Origin of the sequence: Streptomyces sp. NPDC059861 (assembly GCF_042731435.1) — a bacterium.
In the GTDB taxonomy this organism is placed as follows: domain Bacteria; phylum Actinomycetota; class Actinomycetes; order Streptomycetales; family Streptomycetaceae; genus Streptomyces.
In genome coordinates, this window is record NZ_JBHWJQ010000039.1 from 57,995 (window position 1) to 81,698 (window position 23,704).

19 protein-coding genes and 5 pseudogenes are annotated in these 23,704 nt (G+C 68.7%); 16 read left to right on the top strand and 8 right to left on the bottom strand.

What is annotated here, in order from left to right; all coding sequences use genetic code 11:
- Positions 1–616: 616 nt before the first annotated feature.
- On the bottom strand, positions 617–1,855 hold the full coding sequence (locus ACFV6X_RS28625; RefSeq protein WP_385388142.1) for an IS256 family transposase: 1,239 nt from the start codon (positions 1,853–1,855) through the stop codon (positions 617–619).
- A gap of 428 nt (positions 1,856–2,283) precedes the next feature.
- Between ACFV6X_RS28625 and wrbA the strand changes: the two genes are divergently transcribed.
- Both wrbA and ACFV6X_RS28635 read left to right on the top strand, forming a co-directional pair.
- Positions 2,284–2,904 (top strand): NAD(P)H:quinone oxidoreductase, encoded by a 621-nt coding sequence (gene wrbA / locus ACFV6X_RS28630; RefSeq protein WP_385388145.1) that lies wholly within the window; start codon positions 2,284–2,286, stop codon positions 2,902–2,904.
- 865 nt (positions 2,905–3,769) lie between these two features.
- Positions 3,770–4,141, top strand: a complete 372-nt coding sequence (locus tag ACFV6X_RS28635; protein WP_385388147.1) for a hypothetical protein — start codon at positions 3,770–3,772, stop codon at positions 4,139–4,141.
- A 192-nt stretch (positions 4,142–4,333) separates the two neighbouring features.
- Here the strand turns inward: ACFV6X_RS28635 and ACFV6X_RS28640 are convergent, their stop codons facing one another.
- Positions 4,334–4,456: a hypothetical protein gene (locus ACFV6X_RS28640; protein WP_385388150.1), complete on the bottom strand. Its 123-nt coding sequence runs from the start codon at positions 4,454–4,456 to the stop codon at positions 4,334–4,336.
- Positions 4,457–4,549: 93 nt separating this feature from the next.
- On the opposite strand from ACFV6X_RS28640, the gene ACFV6X_RS28645 reads away from it, so the two are divergent.
- Positions 4,550–5,356, top strand: coding sequence for an endonuclease I family protein (locus tag ACFV6X_RS28645; RefSeq protein WP_385388153.1), 807 nt, complete (start codon positions 4,550–4,552; stop codon positions 5,354–5,356).
- Positions 5,357–6,213: 857 nt separating this feature from the next.
- Positions 6,214–7,692, top strand: coding sequence for an aminotransferase class I/II-fold pyridoxal phosphate-dependent enzyme (locus tag ACFV6X_RS28650; RefSeq protein WP_385388156.1), 1,479 nt, complete (start codon positions 6,214–6,216; stop codon positions 7,690–7,692).
- A 165-nt stretch (positions 7,693–7,857) separates the two neighbouring features.
- Here the strand turns inward: ACFV6X_RS28650 and ACFV6X_RS28655 are convergent.
- Positions 7,858–8,073: pseudogene (locus ACFV6X_RS28655) on the bottom strand (hypothetical protein); the annotation flags it as partial.
- A gap of 274 nt (positions 8,074–8,347) precedes the next feature.
- On the opposite strand from ACFV6X_RS28655, the gene ACFV6X_RS28660 reads away from it, so the two are divergent.
- A complete protein-coding gene (locus tag ACFV6X_RS28660; protein ID WP_385388180.1) occupies positions 8,348–8,992 on the top strand; it encodes a dihydrofolate reductase family protein in 645 nt (214 codons plus the stop codon).
- A gap of 344 nt (positions 8,993–9,336) precedes the next feature.
- Positions 9,337–9,501 carry a hypothetical protein gene (locus tag ACFV6X_RS28665; protein WP_385388158.1) on the top strand — a complete coding sequence of 55 codons (165 nt, stop codon included), beginning with the start codon at positions 9,337–9,339 and terminating at the stop codon, positions 9,499–9,501.
- 230 nt (positions 9,502–9,731) lie between these two features.
- Here the strand turns inward: ACFV6X_RS28665 and ACFV6X_RS28670 are convergent, their stop codons facing one another.
- Together ACFV6X_RS28670 and ACFV6X_RS28675 are read right to left on the bottom strand one after the other, a co-directional pair.
- Positions 9,732–10,988: a hypothetical protein gene (locus tag ACFV6X_RS28670; protein WP_385388160.1), complete on the bottom strand. Its 1,257-nt coding sequence runs from the start codon at positions 10,986–10,988 to the stop codon at positions 9,732–9,734.
- A gap of 507 nt (positions 10,989–11,495) precedes the next feature.
- Positions 11,496–12,164 carry a nitroreductase gene (locus tag ACFV6X_RS28675; RefSeq protein ID WP_385388181.1) on the bottom strand — a complete coding sequence of 223 codons (669 nt, stop codon included), beginning with the start codon at positions 12,162–12,164 and terminating at the stop codon, positions 11,496–11,498.
- A gap of 191 nt (positions 12,165–12,355) precedes the next feature.
- Between ACFV6X_RS28675 and ACFV6X_RS28680 the strand changes: the two are divergent.
- The 4 genes and pseudogenes from ACFV6X_RS28680 to ACFV6X_RS28695 form a co-directional block, all read left to right on the top strand.
- Positions 12,356–12,957: pseudogene (locus ACFV6X_RS28680) on the top strand (NAD(P)H-dependent oxidoreductase); the annotation flags it as partial.
- A 1,165-nt stretch (positions 12,958–14,122) separates the two neighbouring features.
- Positions 14,123–15,403 (top strand): cytochrome P450, encoded by a 1,281-nt coding sequence (locus ACFV6X_RS28685; protein ID WP_385388183.1) that lies wholly within the window; start codon positions 14,123–14,125, stop codon positions 15,401–15,403.
- Positions 15,404–15,701: 298 nt separating this feature from the next.
- A complete protein-coding gene (locus ACFV6X_RS28690; protein WP_385388163.1) occupies positions 15,702–16,670 on the top strand; it encodes a helix-turn-helix domain-containing protein in 969 nt (322 codons plus the stop codon).
- 257 nt (positions 16,671–16,927) lie between these two features.
- On the top strand, positions 16,928–17,443 hold the full coding sequence (locus ACFV6X_RS28695; protein ID WP_385388165.1) for a peptidoglycan-binding protein: 516 nt from the start codon (positions 16,928–16,930) through the stop codon (positions 17,441–17,443).
- A 282-nt stretch (positions 17,444–17,725) separates the two neighbouring features.
- On the opposite strand, the gene ACFV6X_RS28700 is transcribed toward ACFV6X_RS28695, so the two are convergent.
- Positions 17,726–17,854, bottom strand: coding sequence for a hypothetical protein (locus ACFV6X_RS28700; RefSeq protein WP_385388168.1), 129 nt, complete (start codon positions 17,852–17,854; stop codon positions 17,726–17,728).
- A gap of 359 nt (positions 17,855–18,213) precedes the next feature.
- On the opposite strand from ACFV6X_RS28700, the gene ACFV6X_RS28705 reads away from it, so the two are divergent.
- From ACFV6X_RS28705 to ACFV6X_RS28725, 5 genes are all read left to right on the top strand, one after another.
- On the top strand, positions 18,214–18,450 hold the full coding sequence (locus tag ACFV6X_RS28705) for a hypothetical protein (protein WP_385388171.1): 237 nt from the start codon (positions 18,214–18,216) through the stop codon (positions 18,448–18,450).
- 320 nt (positions 18,451–18,770) lie between these two features.
- Complete coding sequence (locus ACFV6X_RS28710; protein WP_385388173.1) at positions 18,771–19,628, top strand: hypothetical protein; 858 nt, start codon at positions 18,771–18,773, stop codon at positions 19,626–19,628.
- A 252-nt stretch (positions 19,629–19,880) separates the two neighbouring features.
- Positions 19,881–20,093, top strand: coding sequence for a hypothetical protein (locus ACFV6X_RS28715; protein WP_385388175.1), 213 nt, complete (start codon positions 19,881–19,883; stop codon positions 20,091–20,093).
- Between the two features lie 298 nt (positions 20,094–20,391).
- Complete coding sequence (locus tag ACFV6X_RS28720; protein ID WP_385388177.1) at positions 20,392–21,111, top strand: DinB family protein; 720 nt, start codon at positions 20,392–20,394, stop codon at positions 21,109–21,111.
- Between the two features lie 649 nt (positions 21,112–21,760).
- On the top strand, positions 21,761–21,901 hold the full coding sequence (locus ACFV6X_RS28725) for a hypothetical protein (RefSeq protein WP_385388178.1): 141 nt from the start codon (positions 21,761–21,763) through the stop codon (positions 21,899–21,901).
- Between the two features lie 82 nt (positions 21,902–21,983).
- On the opposite strand, the pseudogene ACFV6X_RS28730 reads toward ACFV6X_RS28725, so the two are convergent.
- Together ACFV6X_RS28730 and ACFV6X_RS28735 are read right to left on the bottom strand one after the other, a co-directional pair.
- Positions 21,984–22,725 (bottom strand): annotated as a pseudogene (locus tag ACFV6X_RS28730) (phosphotransferase family protein).
- Positions 22,726–22,860: 135 nt separating this feature from the next.
- Positions 22,861–23,244, bottom strand: a pseudogene (locus ACFV6X_RS28735) (zinc-binding dehydrogenase); the annotation flags it as partial.
- Between the two features lies 1 nt (position 23,245).
- Between ACFV6X_RS28735 and ACFV6X_RS28740 the strand changes: the two are divergent.
- Positions 23,246–23,401, top strand: a pseudogene (locus ACFV6X_RS28740) (pyridine nucleotide-disulfide oxidoreductase); the annotation flags it as partial.
- Positions 23,402–23,704 lie beyond the last annotated feature (303 nt).

Here is a 23,704-nt window from a genome sequence, read left to right on the forward strand (position 1 = left end):
CTCGCGCTGTGAGGGGACAGTGAGCTGCTTTCCGAGGGATGAAGTATGAACGCTGCTTCAGACACGAGCCATCGCGGCCAGCCCTTGGGGCTGATCGCGATGCCCTGGCTGGCGCGCTCTGGGTCAGCGGCCGTCCGGTGTTCGTGCTGCGAGGCCCGGTACCGATGTACCGCCAACACTGAACCGTTTGGCGCGCTGAAGACGTTGCCCGCCGTGGCGCACCTCCAGGGGGAGAAGTCGGGCAGCCAGCAGACGACTCCATGGGGTCTTGCCCCGTGAGCAGCCTCAGGAGGTGGGACCGGGTGACGGCCTGAAGCTCCCCGCTGCACAGGAGCAGGCCGCGGGTTCCGTGCAGCCTGCGAAACCATGTGCCCGGCTGCACCGCTCTCCCAGAGGTGCAGCCACGTGGTCGCAACTGCCGGCCTGCCCTGCAGGCCACTCCGGTGGATGGTCCTCGTGGGACCCGCTCTGCTGCTGCCCGGCTGCCTTCCTCCGGCCAACGAGCACGTGCCAGCCTCGACCATTCCCGGGTCACCCTCCATTTCCCGGCGGGCGGGATTCGGTCACGTCCGCTGGAGTGGTGTATCGACGGCCACTCGGTGATCTCGATTTGAGGCTATGCGGTGAGTTCGGTGGGCAGGGCGGTCTCGTCGGTTTCTGACTCGATCGGGTGGAGGCGGGTCCTGGCGAGGAGATCGAGGCCCATGTAGCGGCGGGCCTCGGTCCATTCGTCGTTCTGTTCGGCCAGAACGGCGCCGACCAGGCGGACCAGGGCGGTGCGGTCGGGGAAGATGCCGACCACGTCGGTGCGGCGGCGGATCTCCTTGTTCAGCCGTTCCTGCGGGTTGTTCGACCAGATCTGCCGCCAGATCTCCCGCGGGAACGCGGTGAAGGCCAGCAGGTCGTGCTGGGCGGAGTCCAAGTGGGCTGCCGCTTTGGGGAATTTGGCTTCCAGTGCCTCGAGCACGTGGCGCATCTGGGCCTGGACGGCGGCGGTGTCGGGCTGTTCGAACACGGTCCGCAGCAGAGTGGCCACCCACGGCTGGGCGGACTTTGGGACCTGGCTCGCCAGATTCCGGGCGTAGTGGGTTCGGCATCGCTGCCAGGAGGCGCCGGGCAGGACCGCGCCGATCGCGGCGACGAGGCCGGTGTGGGCGTCGGAGACGACCAGCTGGACGCCGGACAGGCCGCGGGCGGTCAGCGAGCGCAGGAAGGCGAGCCAGCCGGCGCCGTCCTCGGCGGTGGCCACGTCCAGGCCGAGGATCTCACGGTGCCCGTCGGCGTTGACGCCGACCGCGACCAGGGCGTGGACGTTGATGATGCGGCCGCCCTCGCGGACCTTCTGGGTCAGCGCGTCGACCCAGACGAACGCATAGGGCCCGGCGTCCAGCGGCCGGTTGCGGAACGCGGCGACCTGCTCGTCCAGGTGCTTGGCCATCGCGCTGACCTGGGACTTCGACAGCTGGGTGACACCGAGGGAGGCGGCGAGCTTCTCGACCCTGCGGGTGCTGACGCCCAGCAGGTAGGCGGTGGCCACCACCGAGATGAGTGCCTGCTCGGCCCGCCGGCGGCGTTCCAGGAGCCAGTGCGGGAAGTAGCTGCCCTGGCGCAGTTTGGGGACGGCGAGTTCGACGGTGCCTGCGCGGGTGTCCCACTCGCGCGGGCGGTAGCCGTTGCGGTGGTTGACGCGTTCCTCGCTGACCTGCCCGTATTCGGCGTTGCAGAGCGCATCTGCCTCCGCGGACATGAGCGCGTCGGCGAACGTCTTGACCATCGCGCGCAGCAGATCGGGACTCGCCGCGGCAAGGTTCTCTTCCGCGAGGACGTGCAGGGGCAGACTGTCGGGTGCGGTCATCGTGCTGATCTCCTTCGGGCTTCGACACCTCGAAGATCAGCCGGTGGCCGTTCATCTATGCGGGCACCATCCCAACGCCGGAGTAAACCCCCGGATCAGGTCGAACCCGTACACCACTTCTCTGGACGCAACCCGGGATTCCGTCGTGCAGCGACAAGGCAGAGGGTGCAGCGCCAACACCGCCATCCACCTCCGCCGACGGGCCACCGACTCGCCCCTGGAGGGGGCCAGGCGACGAAAGCCCAGGTGCGACGGCAGCTGATGCGATGTACATCACCTCTCGCCTCGTCGCCAGGGTCACGCGAGGATGGTTTACGATTCAACCACCACGCCGTCAGGCGAGTGTCCCGATCAACCGTAGGAGTGCCGTCATGGGCATTTTCAGCCGTAACCGCACTTCCGCCCCACAGAACACGGAGACCACCCCAGTGCCCAGCCCCGTCAAGCTCGCCGTCGTCTACTACTCCTCCACCGGCACCGTCACCACGATCGCCGAAGAGATCGCGCAGGCCGCGGAGAAGGCCGGCGCCGAGGTCCGCCTCCTCAAGGCCGCCGAACTGGCCCCCCAGTCCGCTATCGAGTCCAACCCCGCCTGGGCCGCCAACGCGGCAGCCACCGCCGCCATCCCCACCGCATCGCCGGAGGACCTGGAGTGGGCGGACGCGGTGATCTTCGGATCGCCCACCCGCTTCGGCAACATCGCCTCCCAGCTCAAGCAGTTCATCGACACGCTCGGCGGCCTGTGGGCCCAGGGCAAGCTGGCCGACAAGGTGTACAGCGGCTTCACCGCCACAGCAACCACCCACGGCGGCCAGGAGTCCACTCTCCTCGCGCTGTACAACTCCATCCACCACTTCGGCGGCATCCTCGTGTCCCCCGGATACACCGACGCCGTCAAGTTCGCCGACGGCAACCCCTACGGCACGTCGCACGTCGACGCGCAGGGCAACAACCCCGTCGGTGACACCACCCGCGCCGCTGCCCGCGTCCAGGCCGAACGCGTCGTCAAGATCGCTGCCGGCCTCAAGGCCGGACTGGCCGACGCCTGAATCAGCTCCCCACCCGCGCGGCGCGCGGAAACGACCCCCTCCGCTGCACCATGGCGTGCAGCGGACGGGCTCGGCCGTGACCCGGGGCCTCACACGGCCTCGACGTACAGGCAGTTCCCGACGCGCTGTGTCACGACCGCAAGGCCTGGCGCCCCGTCACCTGCGCCTGGCGGCGGTTCGTCCTGCTGACCGTACGCCGGACAGCCGGTCTGCTGGACATGGGTCGCGCGGCGTTGGACGGCCCGCATCTCCGAGCTCTCCAAGGGGGCACACACCGGGCCTCGCCGGTCGACCGCGCACGTCCGAGCAGCGAGCAGGCTCAGCCGCGGAAGCTCCCGGGCACCGTAGAAGAAGACCGTGGCAACTGGCACGACTCAAGGGCGTCCGGGACGGCAAGGGGGCCGAGGATCGTGCCGTCGCGGCCGTCGCGGCTTAGGTCGGGCCAGGGTCTCCAAGGAGACCAGCCTCTCGGAGTCCAGGGGGCCACCGCGCTCGTCGACGAACTGCGTGGCGCACTGCGGCCGAAGGGTGAAGGGGTTCAACGTTCAACGCGAACAGCGACGAACGGGCGGACCGGGCAGCGAATGCGCCACAACGGTCGGTGGTGGCGAAGGCGGAGAAGTTACCGACGGCGACGGAAAAGAACAGGCCCTACTCGCTGATGAGGTGGAGCCGGGCCGGGGGGCCCGGCGACGGTGCGGCAGGTATCCGCGTGAGGGCGGTACGTACGGTTCTCGGGCGCTCGGGCGCTCGGGCGTCGCCGGAGGCGGGGCCTGGTAACGGGAGGACGGCACCCTCGGTGAAGTGCGGGTCCGTGAGGGCCTGTTCATTCATGACCGTAACGCGTTCTGGGCATGCATGGAGCATGCAGAACCAGAGACACCCCGAGTACTTCGCGTGCGGCCAACTCCATGCGGCGCTGTGGACGCTACGGCGTCTCGCCCTGCCCAGGCAGACACCGCCGGACCCGGAGCAGTATGTCGAGAAGCACCAGGCCTCGGAACTCCTGAAGGACAACACCACGGCCGTGTTCGACCACCTCTGCCAGGCCAAAGCCAGGGGAAACACCCGCGCGGACGCGGCGGTCACCGTCTTCCGTGAGCTCGCCGACCTCCTTCCCGCGAACGGGAGACTGCCGGACAACACCATGAGCCCTGCACAGGAGAGCGCCTTCGCCGACGGCTACCGCACACGGTGCGCCGACCACGAGGAGCGGTTCGGGGATGCGCTGAAGTAACACGCCCGCGGGCGCCTTCAGAGGCCCTTGGCCGATTCGCAGCCCCGGGCCAGCAGGGCACAGCCATCGCCCACAACCGCTTCGCACGCTGCTCGCCCTGACCCCTGTCAACCGGTACGGGTGGCGGCTCCGACTTCAGGGCGGAGGGGACGGCTCGGGTGCAGAAGAAGGATACGCCGGCGGCGAAGGAAGTCACGCGAGCAGCTTCTCCACACCGACCACCGATGACTCCTCGGTGACCGACATACCCCGGCCAAGAGCGGCGGGTCGGCCCCCGACGAGCACCGCCGGGAGCCGCGCCGACAGTATCAACACCTGACCGACACTCCCCATTCACGCCAATGATCGCATGTCCATGTCACTCTCCCGGATGTCCCGCTCGTTCAATCCGCGTAGAACGGACACCCCATGCCCGCGACGCAGATTCGCCGCCGCTGGAAGGCTGTGGCGCTCGCTGCCTCCGCCATGCTGGCCGGCCTCACCGCGCCAACGCTGACCGCGACCCCGGCGGCGGCCACGACGACCGCGTACGACTCGACGTACTACAAGAACGCGATCGGTAAGACGGGTTCGAGCCTCAAGTCCTCGCTGCACACCATCGTCAGCAGCCAGACGAAGCTCTCCTACTCCGCCGTCTGGGATGCCCTGAAGGTCACCGACCAAGACCCGAACAACAGCAACAACGTGATCCTGCTGTACTCGGGTGTCTCCCGCAGCAAGTCCCTCAACGGCGGCAACACGGGCAACTGGAACCGCGAGCACGTCTGGGCCCAGTCGCACGGCGACTTCGGGACGTCCGCCGGCCCCGGCACCGACCTGCATCACCTGCGCCCGGAGGATGTCCAGGTCAACTCCATCCGCGGCAACAAGGACTTCGACAACGGCGGCAGCGCGGTCGCGGGCGGCGGCGGTAGCCTCACCGACGCCAACTCTTTCGAGCCCCGCGACGCCGTCAAGGGCGACGTTGCCCGCATGCTCCTCTACATGGCCGTCCGTTACGAGGGCGGCGACAGCTGGCCCGACCTGGAGCCCAACGACTCCACCACCAACGGCAGCGTCCCCTACCACGGCCGACTGTCGGTGCTGAAGCAGTGGCACGAGCAGGACCCGCCGAGCGCGTTCGAGGAGCGCCGCAACGACGTGGTCTACAACTCGTATCAGCGCAACCGCAACCCGTTCATCGACCATCCGGAGTGGGTCGAGGCGATCTGGTAGCCGGGCTCCCTGCGATCTGGTTGCACGTTGAGCACCTCACGCACGCGTGCGAGCAGGAAGCGCAGTTGTGCCGGGGGCGCTCAGGGGGCCGCGATCATGTCAGCGTGATCGAGGAGTTCGGCGGCCATCTCCAGTCGGACGCGCTCGACGGCGTCGACCGACCGGGGGAAGCCGCCGGCTCCGCCGGTCACCGGTAGACAGTCCTTGCTGTCCGCCCGCAACCGCGACTTGCGCCGGCCGCGTCCAGCCAGATCACGAGTACGTGCGGTACTCCGCAGCCGCCGATATGGATACGGCAACCGCCGCCGGCCGGCACCACGGAGCCGACGAGGGGTTCCTTCCCGCCGTCCGTCACATACGTGAGTGGTACCAGCGCGTGGATCGGGCGAAGCACACGACTGTGCTGGCCGCCGTCGTCGCTGCTGCCGGTCTTGCCGTGACCGCGTGGGGCACGCGCAAGTCCGCACAAGTCGCCAACGCCCAGCTCGCCCGGTCCAAGGAGCAGCAGGAGGACAGGGACCGGCGCCAGGTAGCCCTCATCGCATTCTGGGCTGAGGGCGACAACAGGAGCGTGGTGGTGGTGAATCGCTCACTGGACCCTGCATCCGCGTGGTCGAAGACTGCTCCCCCCATCCCCGCGTCTCCGCTCTCGGACAGGGGCCGTCCTCCCAGGTCTGCCGGGTCGAATACACGAATCTCGAGCAGTGCGGCCCTTCCAGCTGGCCAAGATCGTTCTGCCAGAGATTTGAGCAGCCCCGGGGTACCTGGTGTTTCGCTGCGTGTCAGATCACGTCACCGGCAGCAGACGTCGTCGAAACGGTGGATCGCAGGCGTCATGGCGGGGCACTCGTGGTGGCATGACTGTCGACCACACGCGTGCACCTGTCCTGGAAGCGCTCGTCGAGTACCGTCGGGCGGGTCAGCTCTCGTTCACCCCTCCCGGGCACAAGCAGGCCCGGGGTGCGGATCCCGCCGTGCGGGAGGTTCTGGGCGATGCGGTGTTCATGGGTGACGTCCTGGCTTCCGGTGGGCTCGATGACCGGCTGATGCGGGGGCGGTTCCTGCAGCGTGCCGAGGAGCTGATGGCGGATGCCGTGCACGCCGAGCACACGTTCTTCACCACCTGCGGAAGTTCTCTGTCGGTGAAGGCGGCGATGCTGGCGGTTGCCGGTCCGCACGAGAAGCTGCTGATCGGACGAGACGCCCACAAGTCGGTCGTGGCGGGTCTTGTCCTGTCCGGCATCGAGCCGGTCTGGGTCGAGCCGCGCTGGGATGCGCAGCGGGCCATCGCGCACCCTCCGTCGGCCGAGGATTTCGACAGCGCCTTCCGTGCCCATCCGGACGCCCAGGGTGCGCTGATCACCAGCCCCACCCCGTACGGCGGGAGCGCGGACCTGCGGTCCGTGGCGGATGTCTGCCACCGGCGGGGGGTGCCGCTCGTCGTGGACGAGGCCTGGGGCGCGCATCTGCCATTCCACGCCGACCTGCCGACCTGGGCGATGGATGCCGGCGCGGACATCTGCGTGACGAGCATCCACAAGATGGGCAGCGGCCTTGAGCAGGGCTCCGTCTTCCACCTGCAGGGGGATCTCGTGCCGCCGCACCTGCTGAAGATGCGCGCGGACCTTCTCGGCACGACCAGCCCCTCGGTCCTGATCTACGCAGGGCTGGACGGCTGGCGTCGGCAGATGGCCCTGCACGGCCACGACCTCATGGGCGGGGCCCTTCGGCTGGCGGCCGAGGTCCGCTCCGCGATCGAGGAGATGGACGGCCTGCACGTCAACGACCGAGCCGACTTCTGCGCCCCGGGACTTGCGGACGACTTCGATCCGCTGCCCGTCATCATGGACATCGCCCAGCTGGGCATCACCGGCTATCAGGCGGCCGACTGGCTGCGTGAGCACCGCGCCATCGACGCCCACCTGACGGACCACCGGCGTATCGGCGCCCAGCTCACGCACGGCGATGACGAGGAGACCGTCCAGCAACTGCTGACCGCCCTCAAAGATCTCACCCACGCGGCACCGGACCTGCCGGACGCTCCAGGCGTAGACGTTCCGTCGCCGAGCGAACTGCGGATGGAGCAGGCGCTACTGCCGCGGGACGCGTTCTTCGGACCGGCCGAAGAGGTTCCCGTGGCCAAGGCCGCGGGCCGCATCGCGGCAGAAATGATCACCCCGTACCCGCCGGGCATCCCCGCCATTCTGCCCGGCGAACGCCTCACCGAACCCGTCCTGCGCTACCTGGCAACCGGACACGCCGCAGGTATGAACCTCCCCGACGCCGCAGACGCCGAGCTCCGAACGATCCGGGTCACGGAACAGCACAGTGCCTGAGTTCCGGTAGCGGATCCGGCCCATGAAGACAGGCGGACGCGGTACGAGCCCGCTCTGCGGTCACCTCGATGCAGGCCTGTGGTTCGCAGTTGGGGGCACCGGACGCAGCCTTCACCGACGTGCATCGGTGGCCTGCTGCCGGTGGCCCTCAGCTGCCTGCACTGCCAACTCGCCGTCGGTGCCGCGCTCCCGCTCATTCTGCGCGCTGGGCCGGCCGTTCATCTGCAGCAGGCCGCAGCCCGGGCGGCCGAGCATGCCGCGCATCAGGTGCAGGTTGTTCACCTGGACCGCGGTCGCGGTGGCCTGATGAGGCAGGTAGACACCCAGCCCGGTCGAGATCAGCCGCTCGGCACCGCCCAGGACCTCCGCGGTCCGCCCGATCCCAGTGCTCTGACCGGGCAGGTCCGCCGGATTGGCGGTTGGAACGGGCGGTTGGGCGATGACCACTGTTGCGACGCATGTGAGTGGTCGCAGCGGCCACCGCGGCCACCTCATGCCGTCCGCGTCCGCCACGGCCACACCGTCAACCGGGCCGCTTCCTGACGAGCCTTGGAAAAAAGTCGTGGGCCGCTGTCGATCCGGCCACGTCCCGTTCGACGTCATGATGTGCGGCGCTCGCCACACGATGACGCGACCGGACCTGACGAGGAAACACGTGGATCAACTGCTGAGAGTCATGAACTTCAACGTCTCGAGTGACGGAATCGGTGCCGGTGAGCACCAGAGTCTCGAGCGGCCGTTCGGCCACGACCATCCCGAGAGGCTGTTCGCCTGGGCCGGAGCCACAGCGAGCTGGCCCATGCGCACGGATCCCGGGGGGAGCCGGGGCCTCGACGACTACTTCACGCGAGACTTCGCACGCGACATCGGTGCCGAGATCATGGGCCGCAACAAGTTCGGGCCCCAGCGCGGGCCCTGGCAGGACCATCAGTGGCGCGGCTGGTGGGGGGAGGAGCCCCCGTTTCGCACGCCGGTGTTCGTCATGACCCACCACAAGCGTCCGTCGTTCACGCTCTCCGACACCACGTTCCACTTCGTCGACGGCGACCCAGCCACGGTCCTCGAACAGGCGCGGAAGGCTGCGCAGGGCAAGGATGTCCGACTCGGCGGCGGGGTCACCACCATCCGGCAGTTCCTCGAAGCTGACCTCGTCGACACCATGCATGTGGCGGTGTCGCCGGTGAAGCTCGGGGCCGGACTACGACTGTGGGAGTCCCCCGATGAGCTGCTCGACCGATTCCAGCTGGAGGTCGTGCCCAGCCCGAGCGGCGTGACGCACCACCTGTTCTGGCGAAGGTGACACGAGGGCTGCGGGCAGCAGCGGAAACGCTGGAGCGCGCGCGGCGCTGCTCGGGACCATCTGCCCGCAGGCTCGTTGGGCCGAGACGTCGACGACTCCAGTCAGGGACCGTCCGCCGAGCACCGGCGACACGGCGTTGAACCTTCCCTCTCGGCTGTAGAAGCAGTGGAGGCGGGCGGAGTGGGCGTGGGGCCTGGTGGGGGAATATCCCCGCGCCCAGCGCTGCATTCCGCTGTTCGTCCCTCGGCGCCGTACTCGTCGGCAGCGGCCTGCTCCTGGCGCTCGATGCGCCCCGCGAGGTCGTCGCCCTGCTCGCCGCCATGGTCGCTGGCCCGTAGCTGACCATGGCGGTCACCGTCTCGTGGAAAGTCAGCGCCCACACCGCCGTCGCCTCCGGCGACGCGGTCGTCATCACCGTCGCGTACGGATGGTGGGCGGCACTGCTCTTCCTCGGCGTCGCGGCTGTCGGGTGGTCCCGGGTGTCGCTGCGGGACCACCCGACGGCTTAGGTCATCGTGGGCGCGATCCTGGGCAGCGCGGCTGCTGCCGTGGTACTCGCGGGACTGCGTTCAACACTCACGGATTGGGGCAAGAGCAACCACCAGTCCGTCTTCAGCAGAAAGAGCAATCACTCCCTATCAGTGGGTCAGCAACCCCTTTGCATCTGGCCTGCCCCAACTGCTGGTGAGGCCGATCTGGGCTCCGAGCTCGAGCCAACAGCCGGCTGTCGCGCCCCTCATCAAGCGGAAGACGTCGCGGCCTCCTCACCATCGCGCGCGCGGCTGTCGAGGAAGGCGACATCCCGGAAGGCCCTCAACGCCCGCGCCCTGGTGACACCCAGCTCCTCCAGGACTGCTCCCTTGGCCAAGCCCGCGCCTCGGAGCTCGGCACACCTACGCGCCAGTTCCAACCGCTCCGGGTAGGCTTCGGGGGCTTCATAGAAGACCGCATCCTGCAACAGGTCCTTCACGGATTCGACCGATCGACCCATGACGCGCGCGATCTCCGCCCTCGCCAGGCCCGCTCTCTTGTGATGAAGAGCTTCCGCCGCAGCGCGGCGCCGCTCCTTCTGTAGATCGTCGTTACGCTGGAGGGTTGCACCTGCGGCCTTGCGGGCGCGATAGAGGAGACTTTCCACCTGCTTGGGAGTCAGGTCAAGTTCTGCGGCGATGTCCCGGATTCGTACGCCTTCGTCCTGGAGCCGGAGCGCTTGCGCCCCCTGCTGCTCACGAAGCAGACGCGCCTGCTCACGCTCCCACTCTTTCCTGCGCCGGATCTCGTCCTTGAACGCGCGGAGCAGAGAAGACTTCACAGACCGAGCGAAACGACGATGGTCCCGTTCCGCCCGCTCCTCCTCCCACATTTCCTCACGAACGAAGTAGCCGTACCAGAACGGCATCCGCTCGCTCAGATCTCCATCGCTCTTCCAACCCCACCGAAAGATGGGGTGTTGTTCCTGCTGCTTCAGCAACACCTTCAGGACCGAATCGTTCGGGGTGTAGCCGCCATCCTCACGCATCAGGCGCCGCTGCTTCTCGGACAGTCCGTCCATGACCGCTCCCCAGGCAGTCCGAAGCCCGACAGCCTCCGCCAGGTCCAGGAGTGTTTGCCAGTCCCACTTGGGCGCGGTAAGGCCGAACCGAGCCTCGCCCTCGTCGTCCCCCCAGCGGTTCACTTCGGCCCCGACGTACACCGCATAACCGGCTTCATTCCAGGCCCTCACGACGTCATGCCACATCTTCGCGGACGTCGCAGGCAGGTAGGCGACCCGCTGACCCTGCACGTCATAGGCCACGGCCCGCGCATCCCACCGGTTGAACGGCTCCGGTACAAGCTCAGCTTCCACCCTCTGGCCATCCTCAAATCTACTGAGCGCCTTCTGGAAGTAGTACGCCCCCGAGGCGTAGTACTCACCATCCGCACGGCAGTAATCGTCGAGGACGATGCGGCCACCAGGCTTGACATACTCCCCGGGCTTCCGCGTGTGCTCTCCCATATCGCCCATCCCCTTTGCTCGCGTCGCGCACCCTCGTGGACCGCCCCTCGCGGCCACGAAGGTCCCCCCAACAGGTCGACAGACACCATCGACGGGCCCCCGACCTGCATCTTTTCCGAACGATCATATGTCGGATCCCCAGACCGCCCGGCTTTCCAGATCACGGAGCACGGGGGCGTCTGCACGCAGGCTGACCGCGAACACTGGACGACCGACCCTTCACCTACCGTAACGAGGCCGGCAACGGCAAGCTTGGACCCGGATGACGAGCGCGCGTGCGCCGGTGAAGATCGCCCGCGGCCGTGTAGGTCAGGCAGTGGTGAAGATCTGTCGAGGTGCGACGGCGATCAGTACGAGGATGGCCTTCGCTGGCTGCGAAAGTCCGGGCACGCATCGACACCGTCGGCGCGTGCCCGGACTGTTGATTCAACTTCCGCTGTTACGACTCAGGACGCCACCGACGTGAGGTGCCGTCGCCCCGTACCACCTGACGCCTCCTCAAGCCATTTAGAGGCTGTCGACGAAGGTGACGGTCTCCGTGAGTGGCGCGCGGCCCATACGGGGGTCGCGTGCCGTTGGGTCCTCGAATCCGATCGACATGCCGCAGAAGAGCATCAGGTCGTCCGGTGGGGACACGATCTCCGCGACGGTCCTGTGGAACTTCGCCCACGCCATCTGCGTGCAGCTGTGCAGCCCCTCGCTGCGCAGCAACAACATGACGCTCTGCAGGAACATGCCAATATCGGACCACTGTGGCCGCCCGAGAGTGGGGTCGATGTAGCAGAACAGGGCCGCGGGAGCACCGAAGCAGTCCCAGTTCGCGGATGCGGCTCTCTGACGCGCCTCCAGGTCCTCACGCGGAATGCCGAGTGCACCGTAGCGCTGCTTGCCGAAGGCCGATCGACGTTCGGCATAGGGCGACTTCAGTGCGGACGGGTACTGCTCGTACTCCGGCTCGTCCCAGGCGTCGCCGGAAGCCAGGCGTTCACCGGCACGCTTCTTGAGTTCCTCCAGCGGGCCGCCGGTGAGCACGTAGGCGTTCCACGGCTGGAGGTTCGATCCGGAGGGCGCCCAGGCCGCGGTCGACAGCACGCGTTCCAGCGTCTGTCTGGAGACGGGACGATCAGTGAAGCTGCGTACCGCCCGTCGGCTTGCGACCGCCTCATAGACATCCACGAACAACATCTCCTGCTCGACTCGCACGGTCATGATCGTTACGACTGCAACGGTATCACTCGCTACGATCTCGTGTGCAACTGTTGCCACTTGAGCCTCGGCAGCCCTCCGGCCCGGGCTTGCGGCGCCACATGCGGAGAGAGGTTCAGGTCACCGTTCCGCACATCGGCTCGCCCCTGTTCCCCGGCCAGATGTCCTAGTCCCGTTCGGTCACGGCCGCCTTCCGCAAGGCCTGGGAGGAGCAGCAGCACCCGCAGGGCACGGTGATCCACCGCGACGTCGCCGCCCACCCCGTTCCCGCTTCACCGCCGAAGCCTGGTCCGCCGGCAACACCGCACCTGCCGGGCACAGCGAGGATCAGGCCGCCTCACACGTCGTGCGGGCGGAACTCATCGTGGAGTTGGAGCAGGCGGACGCCGTCCTGATCGGCGCATCCATGTACAACTTCGGGATCCCCTGGACCCTCAGAGCTTCGGTCGACAACGTCTACCTGCTCGGCCGCACCGTCGGCGAGAACCCTTCGGCCGAGGGCACCACGTGGTCGTCGTCGCCGGCCGCGGCGGCTCCCACGCACCCGGGACGCCGAGAGGGGTTCGGGTTCATCCGGAACTTCCTGGAGGGCGTCCTCAAGAACGCTCTGAGCCTGGACCTCGACTTCATCATCCCGACGCTGGCCCTGGCACCCCGCAATCCGGCCATGTCCGAACTGGTGCCGCTCTCTGAGGCTTCCCGGCAACGTGCCTTCGCAGACGCGACCACCAAGGCCAGGGCACTCGCGGAGAAGCTGGTCGTGCAGACCCGCACCGTGCGGCGTCGCCCGTCGACGTTGACTCAGCGCTCGGGCGGAAGCATCTGCGGTTCTGACACCCCTCACGGCCGCGACGAACACCACGGTCGAGGATCCGGCCGCCGCCTGCAAGGCGGCCATGGCGCAGGCCGCGGAGGCCGTGCAGCCGTCCTTCCTCAACGGCCACTGGGCCTCGTACAACTGCGAAGTAACCTGGACGGGCCCCTGGCGAGGCTCTCCTCGCCGAGGGTGCCCCACTGCGGCGCGGCCGTCGGCGTGAAACCTCCGCGCGGGGCCCCGAACGCATCGTTCCGCGCCAGCCTTATGGTCCGGAGCACATGTCCTGGCTGACTAGGGAACGGGACTGACGGGCTCAGCTGAGAAGACGTCACCGCTCAAGATCGTCGTACTCCGTCTCGGGCACGCCGACGTCCGGGACGACCCGTGTCTGTCGCCTCATCAGTTCGGTGCGGCACGTCGGTCTTACGGTAGGCGCGGGCGAGTGCCACAAGGGTGCGGGCCTCCCCTAGTCGGTGGCCGGTCCCGCGATGTACAGCCGAGTACTGCGGAGCCACGGCCACCGACATCTGGCCGTCCTTGGGCACCGACACCTCGCCGCCGGGCCGACCAGCCGCAGCCGACGTTCGTTGATCCGCCGCTGCACCGGAACGGATCCCAGGTGGACTGGTCTGCTGCAGGTTTCTGCTCATTGCCGTCCGGCAGCCGCGAACACATGCGCCACGAACAACGTCAACCCCGCCCGGACACACATCACTTCATGTGAGTCCACACACCCAACATGCTTTCAACCAGCGTTGATCAGAGGACCTAACGGAGTCCTATGAGGGTGGTGGCCGTGCTGACCCGCCCGTGGGCAGGCGAATTGGCTGCCCAACCCTGCGCTGTTCAACCGCCGACCCGCCCTGAAGCGCAGTCGCTGCGGCTTCGCGGATCGTGGACAGCGGGGGTGTGACCGAAGATTCCGAGGCCGGCATGCCAGCCAGGTGATGCCGCAATGCCAGTCTCTGGACCATGAGTTGGTGAGATCGTACGATCCAGCTACTTGTCGTTCGTCCCACGCTGGCGACGCAATCCGGTCGGCTGTCGTCAGATGTGCGGACCTTCGCGCGTGACCGTCCCCGAGGGCGCGGTCGACGGCGGTCAGGAGACTATGGTGGATGCCTCCCCCATCACGCCGCACCACATGGACCCTGCCGGCGGCTGCCCACACGCAGCCAATGCCCGGCTCTTGGCGCAGCGAACGGTCGTGCCGGTGGTGTTGCCCGGCGGTGTAGACGGCATGGCTGTCCTCGGCCATGCCGCGCTGAAGGAGTTCCTCGCGCACCCGGATGTGGCAAAGGACGCCAGGCATTTCGCTGCACTGCGCGAGGGGCGGATAGCCAAGGGCTGGCCGTTGATGACTTTTGCGACGGTGGCGGGCATGACGACCGCGGACGGTGACGACCACCGACGGCTGCGGTCGCTGGTGAGCCAGGCGTTCACCGCCCGGCGTGTCGAGGGGATGCGGCAGTGGATCGAGGAACTGACAGACGCCCTTTTGGACGACCTCGCGGCCGCTGCTGCGAAGGAAGGGGGTGTCTCCGACCTGCGCAGGCACTTCGCCATGCCGCTGCCGATGGGCGTCATCAGCGAACTCCTGGGAGTCGGCCCGGAGCATCGCAATCGGCTGCACGACTTGTCCAATCTGGTGGTGGCCACCGATCTCGGGCCCGAACAGGCCCTTGCGGCCAACCGTGAACTCGTCGCGATCCTGGCTTCCGTGGCCGCGGCCCGCGCCGAGCGGCCGGGCGACGATCTCACCAGCGCCCTCATCGCCGCCCGCGATGAAGCCGGCTCCCGGCTCTCCGAGCAGGAACTTGTCGGCACTCTGCTCATCATGATCATCGCTGGGCACGAGACCACGCTGAACCTCATCACCAACGCCGTACGTGCCTTGTGTGCTCACCCTGACGAGCGCGCGAAGGTCGTCACGGGCGCGGCGAGCTGGTCCGATGTCGTGGAGGAGACCCTGCGCTGGGACTCGCCCGTCAGCTACTTCCCGTTTCGCTACCCGGTTCGTGACCTGACCGTCGACGGGACGCTGATCCCGCAGGGCACGCCCGTCCTCGCCGGCTATTCTGCGGCGGGCCGGGACCAGGGAGCCCACGGACGGGAAGCCGACCGATTCGACGTCACCCGCGCACGCGGAAATACAGGTCCCCGGCACCTCTCCCTGGGGCACGGAGCCCACTTCTGCCTCGGAGCCCCCTTGGCCCGCTTGGAGGCGACGATAGCTCTGGAGCAGTTGTTCACCCGCTTCCCGGACCTCGATCTCGCTGTGGTCGAGAGTGAATTGCCGCGGCACGCCGGCTTCGTCGGCAACAGCGTAGGAACGCTCCCGGTACGCCTGGCGCGCCGGGCATCGGTCCGCACGGATGCCAAGCGCGGCTGACGCTGTCGTGGTGCGCCGCCCACCGGCAACCGGCTGATTTCTTCGTGTGATCGTCACAGGCGTCGGATGCAGATGACGCCGCAGGCGAGGTCGAGCCGGTTCTGGTGGAGGCCGCCGGCTCGGACACACCGCAAGGCAGGCCTGCGAGGGCAATCCCGGGCCTGCCCCGCTGCACCGGCTTCCGGCCCCCCGAGCCCTGCGACACTGGAAACGCCTCGCCCTCGACAGCTGCCATTGCCGGTCCGGCGGGGGCACGGGTGGCCGGGGACAAGCGGATTGCCGCTGTGAGGGAGACGGCATGGTGCTGGTGACGGATTTCCGGACGCTGGATCTGCCCGTGAGGGACCGGTTCACGTCGTGGCACGACATGACCTCCAGCGCACTGATCCCCAACGTGATCCGCAGCGAACACGACGCGGACTTCCGGGCGAGCGCACGAGTGCTGGAGTTGGGCGGGGTACGGGTGTCCTCGCTCACCTACCCCGCACTGGAGACGCGCCGGCCGGCCAGCATGGTCCGCAGGTCGGACCACGAGTCCCTGCAACTGATGATCACCCTGCGGGGCGGTCACCGGATCCTCCAGTCCGGCCTCGACGCCACGAGCGGGCCGGGTGAGGTGCTGCTCTACGACACCTCGCGCCCCTGGCACGGCTGGGCCAGTGCCGGCCGCGACACCGTGGAGGGGGTGATGGTGCAGTTTCCGAGGGCGCTGCTGCCCCTCCCCGCCGACAAGGTCCGTCGCCTCGTCGGCGAGCCCATGCCGGGTCAGGACGGAATGGGTGCCCTGCTGTCCGCCTACCTCACACAGCTCACCGCCGGCGCCGGCGCGTACACCGCGGCGGACGGTGCCCGGCTGGCCGGGGTCACGGTCGACCTGATGACCGCTTTCCTGGCTCGGCATCTGGAGGCCGCCGACCGGGTGCCGCCCCACACCCGCTCGAACGTCCAGATGCTGGAGATCCGCGCCTTCATCCACCGGCACCTCGGGGACCCCGAGCTGGCCCCGGGGGCGATAGCGGCCGCCCACAACCTCTCCGTACGCTCCCTGCACCGGCTCTTCCGCGACCAGGGCGTCACGGTGGCCGGGTGGATCCGCGCACGGCGCCTGGAGTGCTGCCGCCGTGACCTGGCCGACCCCCTGCTGCACGCGCGCCCGGTCCGCGCCGTCGCCGCCCGCTGGGGGTTCACCGACCCCGCGCACTTCAGCCGTGCCTTCCGGGCGGCCTACGGGCACGGCCCGCAGGCGTACCGCCGGCTGCACCACTAGCCGGTCGTCCGGCCACCTGGCGTCAATCGTCAACGGCTTGGCACGCATCTCCAACGACATGCCGCCCGTCACCCCCGACACTCGGCGACGTGCACAGCGGCCGGGGGGAGAACGCGTGGCCCGTGACGCGCCGGTCCCGCTCCCGAAGCGGCGCCCGGCGCGTCACGAGCCACGCCGGCCGGTGTGCTGCCACGCGCGCAACCCACACACGACGTCGACGGCCCCGTACGCCCGGCTGTCAAGTGAAAGGACATGAGTTGAGACTCTCCAAGCGCATCACCGGCGCTCTCATCACCGCGGCCATTTTCTGCGGCGGAGTCATGTCGGCACCGTCGGCCGGCGCGTCGGTCGCCAGCGGCTCCATCAGCGGCGCCGACTGGGGCAACGCCGGTGTGAGGAACGACTGGGGCGACGAGGGGCCCTTGGACTACAACTCCCACGACTACAGCAGGGCCGTGGCGCTGTGGCAGCTGGTCCTGCGGGCGGAGGGCTTCTACACCGGAGCCATCGACTGCGACTTCGGGCCCGCCACCACCGAGGCCACCAGGGACTTCCAGAGGTGGTACGGGCTCACGGCCGACGGCAGCGCGGGACCCAACACGCTGAGCGTGGCGGACAACTCCCTGCAGGATCTCGGCAATCAGCGCGACATCAGGTACCTCGCCTGGGAGGGCATGGGCTCGGTGGACTTCCGTCGCATGAACGGCGTCTACCACTTCTACCTCAACGGAGCCTGGCGGAGCGCCTCCTACACGTCGGCCTCCGGCTGCTGAACGACCACCTGACGGCGAACGGCAGCTGGGGCGCCTGAAGTCCCGCGGCGCCCCGGCCTCCGCCCTCACCGGGCCGGACGGACCGTCCAGCCGGTGGACGGCTCGCCACCACGGAGACGGCTCACCGCCACGGAGAGGGAACGGAGCAATCACGCGCAGGCGGACTGGAACGCGAAGCGATGGACCGCCGCATGCAAGGACCTGACCAGCTCCTACCAGACCCTCGGCTCCGGCGCCCGCGGCGCGTACGCAAGACGGCCAGCCTTTTGTCGCCCCAGCGCATCAGCGCCGTCCTCGGCGCAGCGCCAGGCCGATCCCGACGACTACCAGCACGACGACAATGATCAGAAACCGTGTGGGCGTCGTGTCGAGGCCTTTGTAAGCGAGCGGCACAGCGGCGGTCGGCAGCATCGGAGCCTCCTCGAATCGGATGCTTCACGGCTGCCCCGCGGTGAGATCGAAACACGGCGGCCGCCGTATCACCGCACCCGGCCAGCCTGTGCGGACCACAGAGCTGCCTGGAGGGCGTACTGGTTCTCCCTCCCAAAGAACCTGGACGGAATGCGTGGACGAGGGCTTTCGGGCTTGACCCTCCCGCCACTGGCTACTCGCACACTCCGGGGGTTCGGAGTCCAGCCCCCGCGTGAGTCCTTCGGGCCGCGGCCCGAAGGACTCACGCGTTGTGCCCGGCACCGGCCGGGTGGATCCTGAAGCAGAGTGCCGGGCAGGCGACAGGGGTGACTTCGACCCGATTCACCATGGATGAGCTCATGGCTTCCTCCGCGACCTCCGAGCCGACACCGGCCACCGCGGCCGCCAACAGCCTGCAGGCCGAGTTGGAACGGCTGCGCACGGAGAACCGGCAACCGCGCCAGGCACTCGTTTCGTACACCTTGGCCGGCCAGGCCATCGGCGTCCTGACCGCCCTGGGACAGCGCCGTGCCCGGTCCACCGCCGTGCACAACGCCTTGGCCGGCCACCCGAAGTGCCCCCGAACTGCCGCGTAGACGCTGCTCTCCAACAGGTTCTGGCTCCGGTCGTGTGGTGTGGCCACGCTCCGTGATCAGCTGTTGGTTGTGGCACTGAGCGTGACGCTCGGGGGGCTGCAACGCCGACTGCCGTCTCCAAGTCGCTGATGTCGCGGCCCCATGCATTGAGCGCGTCCAGGACGCGGTCTCAACAATCGCGAGCAGCGCACGCACGCCTCGCAACCCCGCGTCGTGCCGCAGCAGCAGACCGTCGGCGAGCTTCTCGTGGACGACGCCGACACAGCCCCCGGTGTCGACCAGTTCGACATGTCGAGTCAGTCGACATATCGTCAGGACGCATGAGCCAGCGAACCGAAGCCGATCGCGTCACGGCCCTGTCCGCACTCATCGGCTGGGCCGAGCGCAGAGAACGCCTGGCCTCCGACCGGGCCGACCGCGTGGCCGACGCCTGGCGCACCGGCACCCGGAGCGTCGCCGAGCTGGCCAGACTGGCCCGTGTCTCACGCGACACCGTCTATGCCGATCTCGCCGAGCGCGGCATCGAGGTGAGCAAGCGGGGCGAGCCCGTCGCCGGACCACTGACCGGCCGGGGCGAACCCCTGGACGCGGAATCCGTTCGCGCGATCGCGCGGATCACGGATGCCGTCACCCGCCCCGCCTACGTCCACGATCCGGCCGACCCCCTCACGCGTGCCGGCCTCGCCGCTTCCGGGGCCCTGCGCACTCTCGCCGAGGTGCTGGACCCACCGGTTGACCAGGGACCGGGCTGGGAGCCGAAGGACACCCTGCCGGACCTGGCGGAGCAGGGACAGGCTGTCACCCACCACGCCCACCGGGCTCTGGCCCAGGCCGCTGGACGCGCAGAACTCGCGGCTGGCGCCGACCTCCGGCGCCGCTCACTCTTGCACACCGGTCGAAACGCCGTCACCGACGCCGCGACACTCACGGTGACCGTGCCGACAGGTGAGACGGTCACCGTGAGCCTGGCCACCGACGAGACAGGCTGGACCACCCTCTCCAGCGACAGCGCCCTGGTCCGCGACGACGCGGACACTCTCGACCACCTGGAGGTCCAGGCCGCGTTGCACGTCCTGGCCCAGGTCATCACCCGACACCTCTCCGAACAAGCCCTCACCCCACGCCGCAAGGACGCACTGCCCGGCACCCCGCCACCGCGCACCCGCTCCACGGCATGACCAATCGCCGTGCCGGGCCGACCCAGCGGGAACCGCCCGCACCAGGGCTGCCGCCGGTGTCACGTCAGCAGCACCTCAGCTCCGGACCGAGCCACCGCACCCACACCGCGCAGGTCGCCGGCCTCCCCGCGCCGCCCCAGCCACTCCCCCGCCCCCCGGCGGTGTCATAACGAGTTGGCGAGTGACCGGACTCATCGCCGAGCACCGTCGTTGGACAGGTGTGAGACCCGCGTCAACCATGACGACGGTGCGGTGTCCGGCCAGCTCACCAGTTCCTACCGGCTGGACACCGCCGGCGGTGACCGCCGGCGCAGCCATGAGCCGGCCGACCCGCACAATGAGCAGCATGCGCCGTCCGAACCGGCACGCGCCCAGGACGGCCCGATGACACGCCTGCGCCTGGTCATGCCGCCGATCGCAGTCCTGACCGTCACAGCCGCAATCCTCATCCGCGCCCTCGCCTGAAGGGTGCTCTCCCGTAACTCCCAGTCAGCGGTGAGAGCACTGACTTCGCCTCTCCGGACGTCTGCCCGGGCCGCACGGCCTGCTCAGCGCAGCAGCCAACCGCTCCCGGCAAGGCCCCTGTTCCGACCTCATCCTCGGCAAGTCACGTGGGGTGAGGACGGCCTGGACGAGTGCCGTGATCCGGGAGGTGCTGCTCCGCTTCGTGGGCGAGGAAGTCGGTCGCGCCCCGGGAGGTGGGCCATTAACCTCCGCCGGAGCGGAATGAGGTACGACACGCGATCGCGAAGGGAAGCCGTGCATGGAGATCGAGGGCGTACGGACCGACCGTCTGGGCCTGCTGCTCGACCAGTTCGACAAGGCCAGGGAGATGGCCGGGGTGCGGCTGGCGGGGCTGGGCGACGAGGAGTATCTGTGGGAGCCGGTGCCCGGCTGCTGGTCGCTACGGCGGCGCGACGAGGCAACGACGCCGCGGGCGTTCGGGCCGGGCGAGTGGGTGATGGACCTGGGCGCCACGGACATCCCGGCGAGCGAGTACGCGGAGGTCGCCCGGCAGGCGGCCGGCGGCATGCCGGTGGAGAAGATCGCCGAGGACTGGAGCGTGACCGTCGAGCGGGTCGAACAGATCCTGGCCCACACCGGCGAACCGGAACCGGACCAGACGCCGGTCACGACCATCGCGTGGCGGCTGGGCCACCTCCACCACGAGTTCGCGGGCAACTGGGAGTGGACCTTCGGCGAACGACGCCGGGACCCGAAGCAGATGATCGACTTCTCCCCCTCCGCGACCCTGACCTTGGAGCGCTTCTGGCCGGTGATCGACCGCTGGCGCGCCGACATCGGCGCCCTCACCGAGGACCAGCTCGACACGGTCGGCCTCTCGCAATACCCCTACGGCTCCAACCCCGAGGAACCCTTCATCTCCGTGCTGTGGGGAGCCAACCTCGAATTCATCCACCACATGGCCGAGATCGCATTGCTCCGCGACCTGTGGCAGGCCCGCCTCACCACACCCCGATAAACCTGCGGCGTGAGCACCGCTGATCCACGCAAGTCAACGGAGCCCGCACCGATCGCGAGGACCCCCACCGTCAAGCAACCGGTCACGATCGCGGCCTTGCCTGACCGTTCCCCAGGCAGGACCACACATCCCATCAGTACCGAGATCGAAAAGGCTTGCCCTGCCACCGGAATCCGCCCCCTTGAGCTACCGGCCCTGACAGCACCAGCTCTACAGTTCACTGACGAGATCTCACGTGATATGCAGGCGATCAACTGACTGTTTGATTGCGGGAATTCGACAGCACGACCTGGGGACTTCTCCACCACCAGGCAGGACTGCTACAGGACCGATCGGCGGCTGTGCGGGGTATCGCGACTCGATACGCCAAGACGCCCGAGAGCTATCTCGCCACCACCGCGCCTCGATGGTTCGGATCAACGGCTGCCTGGAGCCCAGCGGTTGATCACCACGTCACACAGGCTCTCCTAGGGCCCCGACAAGCACCTGCGCGCACCCTGGCGGGGCGGCCCACAGACGTAAAGGAACGGCGGGACGGATGCGATCAGAAGCGGCCCTTGACCGATGAGACCGCCGGTTCCAGATCACCCCGCACTTCGCCCGGCGCGGCACCGGGCACCGCTCCGGCCTGGGCATGTACCGCTGGGTCGTGGAAGCTACGAGCGCGCTGCTGCACCGGTCCCGCCGCCTGCGGATCCGCTGGAAGATCCGCGACGACCTCGACCACGTGTTCGTCATCCTCGGCTTCGCCGTCATCTGCCGGCGACGACTGCGCACCGCACTTCGTTGAGAGTAAGGGCAGGCGATGCGCCCCAGGGGATGGCCTGCTCGACATGTCAGAACGCATACGTGGCAGTCGGGCCCGCGCAGCCTCACATCCGGGATCTCAGCACGTCGACCTCACAGCCCGGCGCGGAAGGGTCGAAGCCGTGCTGGGTCAGCCAGCGAACCCCCAGCAGGCTTCGCAACGACCACCACGCGTGGATCACGTCGAGGTCGATGTCGATGCCATACCCGGCGATGACGACGTCGAGGTGCTCCTCGTGTCCGAGCGTGAAGGTGGCGAGGTCGTACAGGGCATCACCCTGGCCCGCCTCGGACCAGTCGATGATGCCCGTGACCTCGTCGCCGTCGACGAAGACGTGGGCGATCTGCAGGTCGCCGTGCGTGAACGCCGGAGTCCACGGCCGGAGCGCGGCCTCGGCGACCTGGCGGTTGCGGGTGACCAGGTCGGCGGGCAGGACGCCGTTCGTCACGAGCAACTCGCACTCGTCGTCGAGTTCCGCCGCCAGCGCGACGATGCTCCGGCCGGCCCGGCCGGGACGGCAGCGGCGCGTCGTGCAGCTGCCGGATGGCGGCGCCCGCCGCGGCCCACGCCGCCGGCGACCCGGTCGACGCCCCGCCGAGGCGCCCAAGCGTCGTCCCCGGGAGTGCGGCGGTCGCAAGCACGGGCGGCTTGCGCCACAGGACCTCCGGGGTCGGGACCGGCGCGAGGGACATCGCTTCGACCTCGACGTCGATGCGCGCCTGATCGGCGTCCACCTTCAGGAAGACGTCGCCGACGCGCAGAGTCGCACGCTCGGAATGGGCGACGACGACTTCGACCTCATCCATGGGCGACCAGTATCCCGGGGACGATGGCCGACGTCGCCGGGTTTTCGCGTGCGATTACGCGGCTGGCCGCGCCCCGCCACCCGGCGGCCGCGTGCACGGCACCGACCTCTGACCAGGCCAAGCCCACCACTTTTGTCAGGAGTCCTGAGCGACAGTGAGCACGATCTTGCCCTGGATGTGTCCCCGGGCGATGCGCTCGTGTGCCGCCCGGGCCTCCGCGAGCGGGAACGTGCTGTCGATCGCGACGCGAATCTTCCCCGCGTCAACCAAGCTCTCCAGTTCGGCGAGCTGCGTGCCGCTCGAGCGGACCGTCACGGCCGTGACCGTCACACCCAGCTCCGCGTTCTCCTCGTCGTCGAACTGGCCGAAGTACACCGGGTAGAGGGACCCGCCGCGCTTGAGGGTGCGCAGGAAGCGCCTGCTGTCGGGACCCCCGACGGCGTCCAGGACCAGGTCGACGTCACGCACGACCTCCTCGGGCCGCTCCTTGGTGTAGTCGATGAACTCGTCGGCGCCGACCGTCACCTTCGCCGGCCCCGGAGTCGGGGAACTCGTCCACACGGCCACCATCGCAGTCGCCAGCCAGGTGCCCCTGGACCGGCTCCGGCACGCCGTCCCCGCCTTCCCCACCCTCGGCGAAATCTGGCTGCGGCTGCTGGAGACCTACCGCGGGTGAGGAATGCTCCGGCCGGCATCCGGGACGGTCCTGGCCTCCGCCGGGCGACCCGGCCGTTCCCGGGTGAGGAGCGATCTCCCACCCCGGTGGCCGGCAGTTTCCTTCAGGCGACGTGCCCGCCCCGCCATGAGTGCGCAATAGGGCGGCGGCAGCCAAGAACCATCTCTGGGACTGTTTCACCGCGAACGAGCGGCAGGATTCCGGCCTGGACGGCGACCGTCACGCTCGCGACTGCGCCGATCGCGACCGCACTGGTCTTCGCCCCGTCCTGCGGGGGGACGTGCGCCCACCGGTACCGGTGGG

Excerpts from the sequence above, each read along its gene's own strand:
- ACFV6X_RS28635 (WP_385388147.1), top strand. The coding sequence starts at position 3,770 with ATGCAGAACCAGAGACACCCCGAGTACTTCGCGTGCGGCCAACTCCAT.
- ACFV6X_RS28665 (WP_385388158.1), top strand. The coding sequence starts at position 9,337 with ATGGCGGTCACCGTCTCGTGGAAAGTCAGCGCCCACACCGCCGTCGCC.
- ACFV6X_RS28710 (WP_385388173.1), top strand. The coding sequence starts at position 18,771 with ATGAGCCAGCGAACCGAAGCCGATCGCGTCACGGCCCTGTCCGCACTC.
- ACFV6X_RS28645 (WP_385388153.1), top strand. The coding sequence starts at position 4,550 with ATGCCCGCGACGCAGATTCGCCGCCGCTGGAAGGCTGTGGCGCTCGCT.
- ACFV6X_RS28650 (WP_385388156.1), top strand. The coding sequence starts at position 6,214 with ATGACTGTCGACCACACGCGTGCACCTGTCCTGGAAGCGCTCGTCGAG.
- ACFV6X_RS28705 (WP_385388171.1), top strand. The coding sequence starts at position 18,214 with ATGGCTTCCTCCGCGACCTCCGAGCCGACACCGGCCACCGCGGCCGCC.
- ACFV6X_RS28690 (WP_385388163.1), top strand. The coding sequence starts at position 15,702 with ATGGTGCTGGTGACGGATTTCCGGACGCTGGATCTGCCCGTGAGGGAC.
- ACFV6X_RS28720 (WP_385388177.1), top strand. The coding sequence starts at position 20,392 with ATGGAGATCGAGGGCGTACGGACCGACCGTCTGGGCCTGCTGCTCGAC.
- ACFV6X_RS28700 (WP_385388168.1), bottom strand. The coding sequence starts at position 17,854 with ATGCTGCCGACCGCCGCTGTGCCGCTCGCTTACAAAGGCCTCGACACG.
- ACFV6X_RS28685 (WP_385388183.1), top strand. The coding sequence starts at position 14,123 with ATGGTGGATGCCTCCCCCATCACGCCGCACCACATGGACCCTGCCGGC.
- ACFV6X_RS28625 (WP_385388142.1), bottom strand. The coding sequence starts at position 1,855 with ATGACCGCACCCGACAGTCTGCCCCTGCACGTCCTCGCGGAAGAGAAC.
- ACFV6X_RS28670 (WP_385388160.1), bottom strand. The coding sequence starts at position 10,988 with ATGGGAGAGCACACGCGGAAGCCCGGGGAGTATGTCAAGCCTGGTGGC.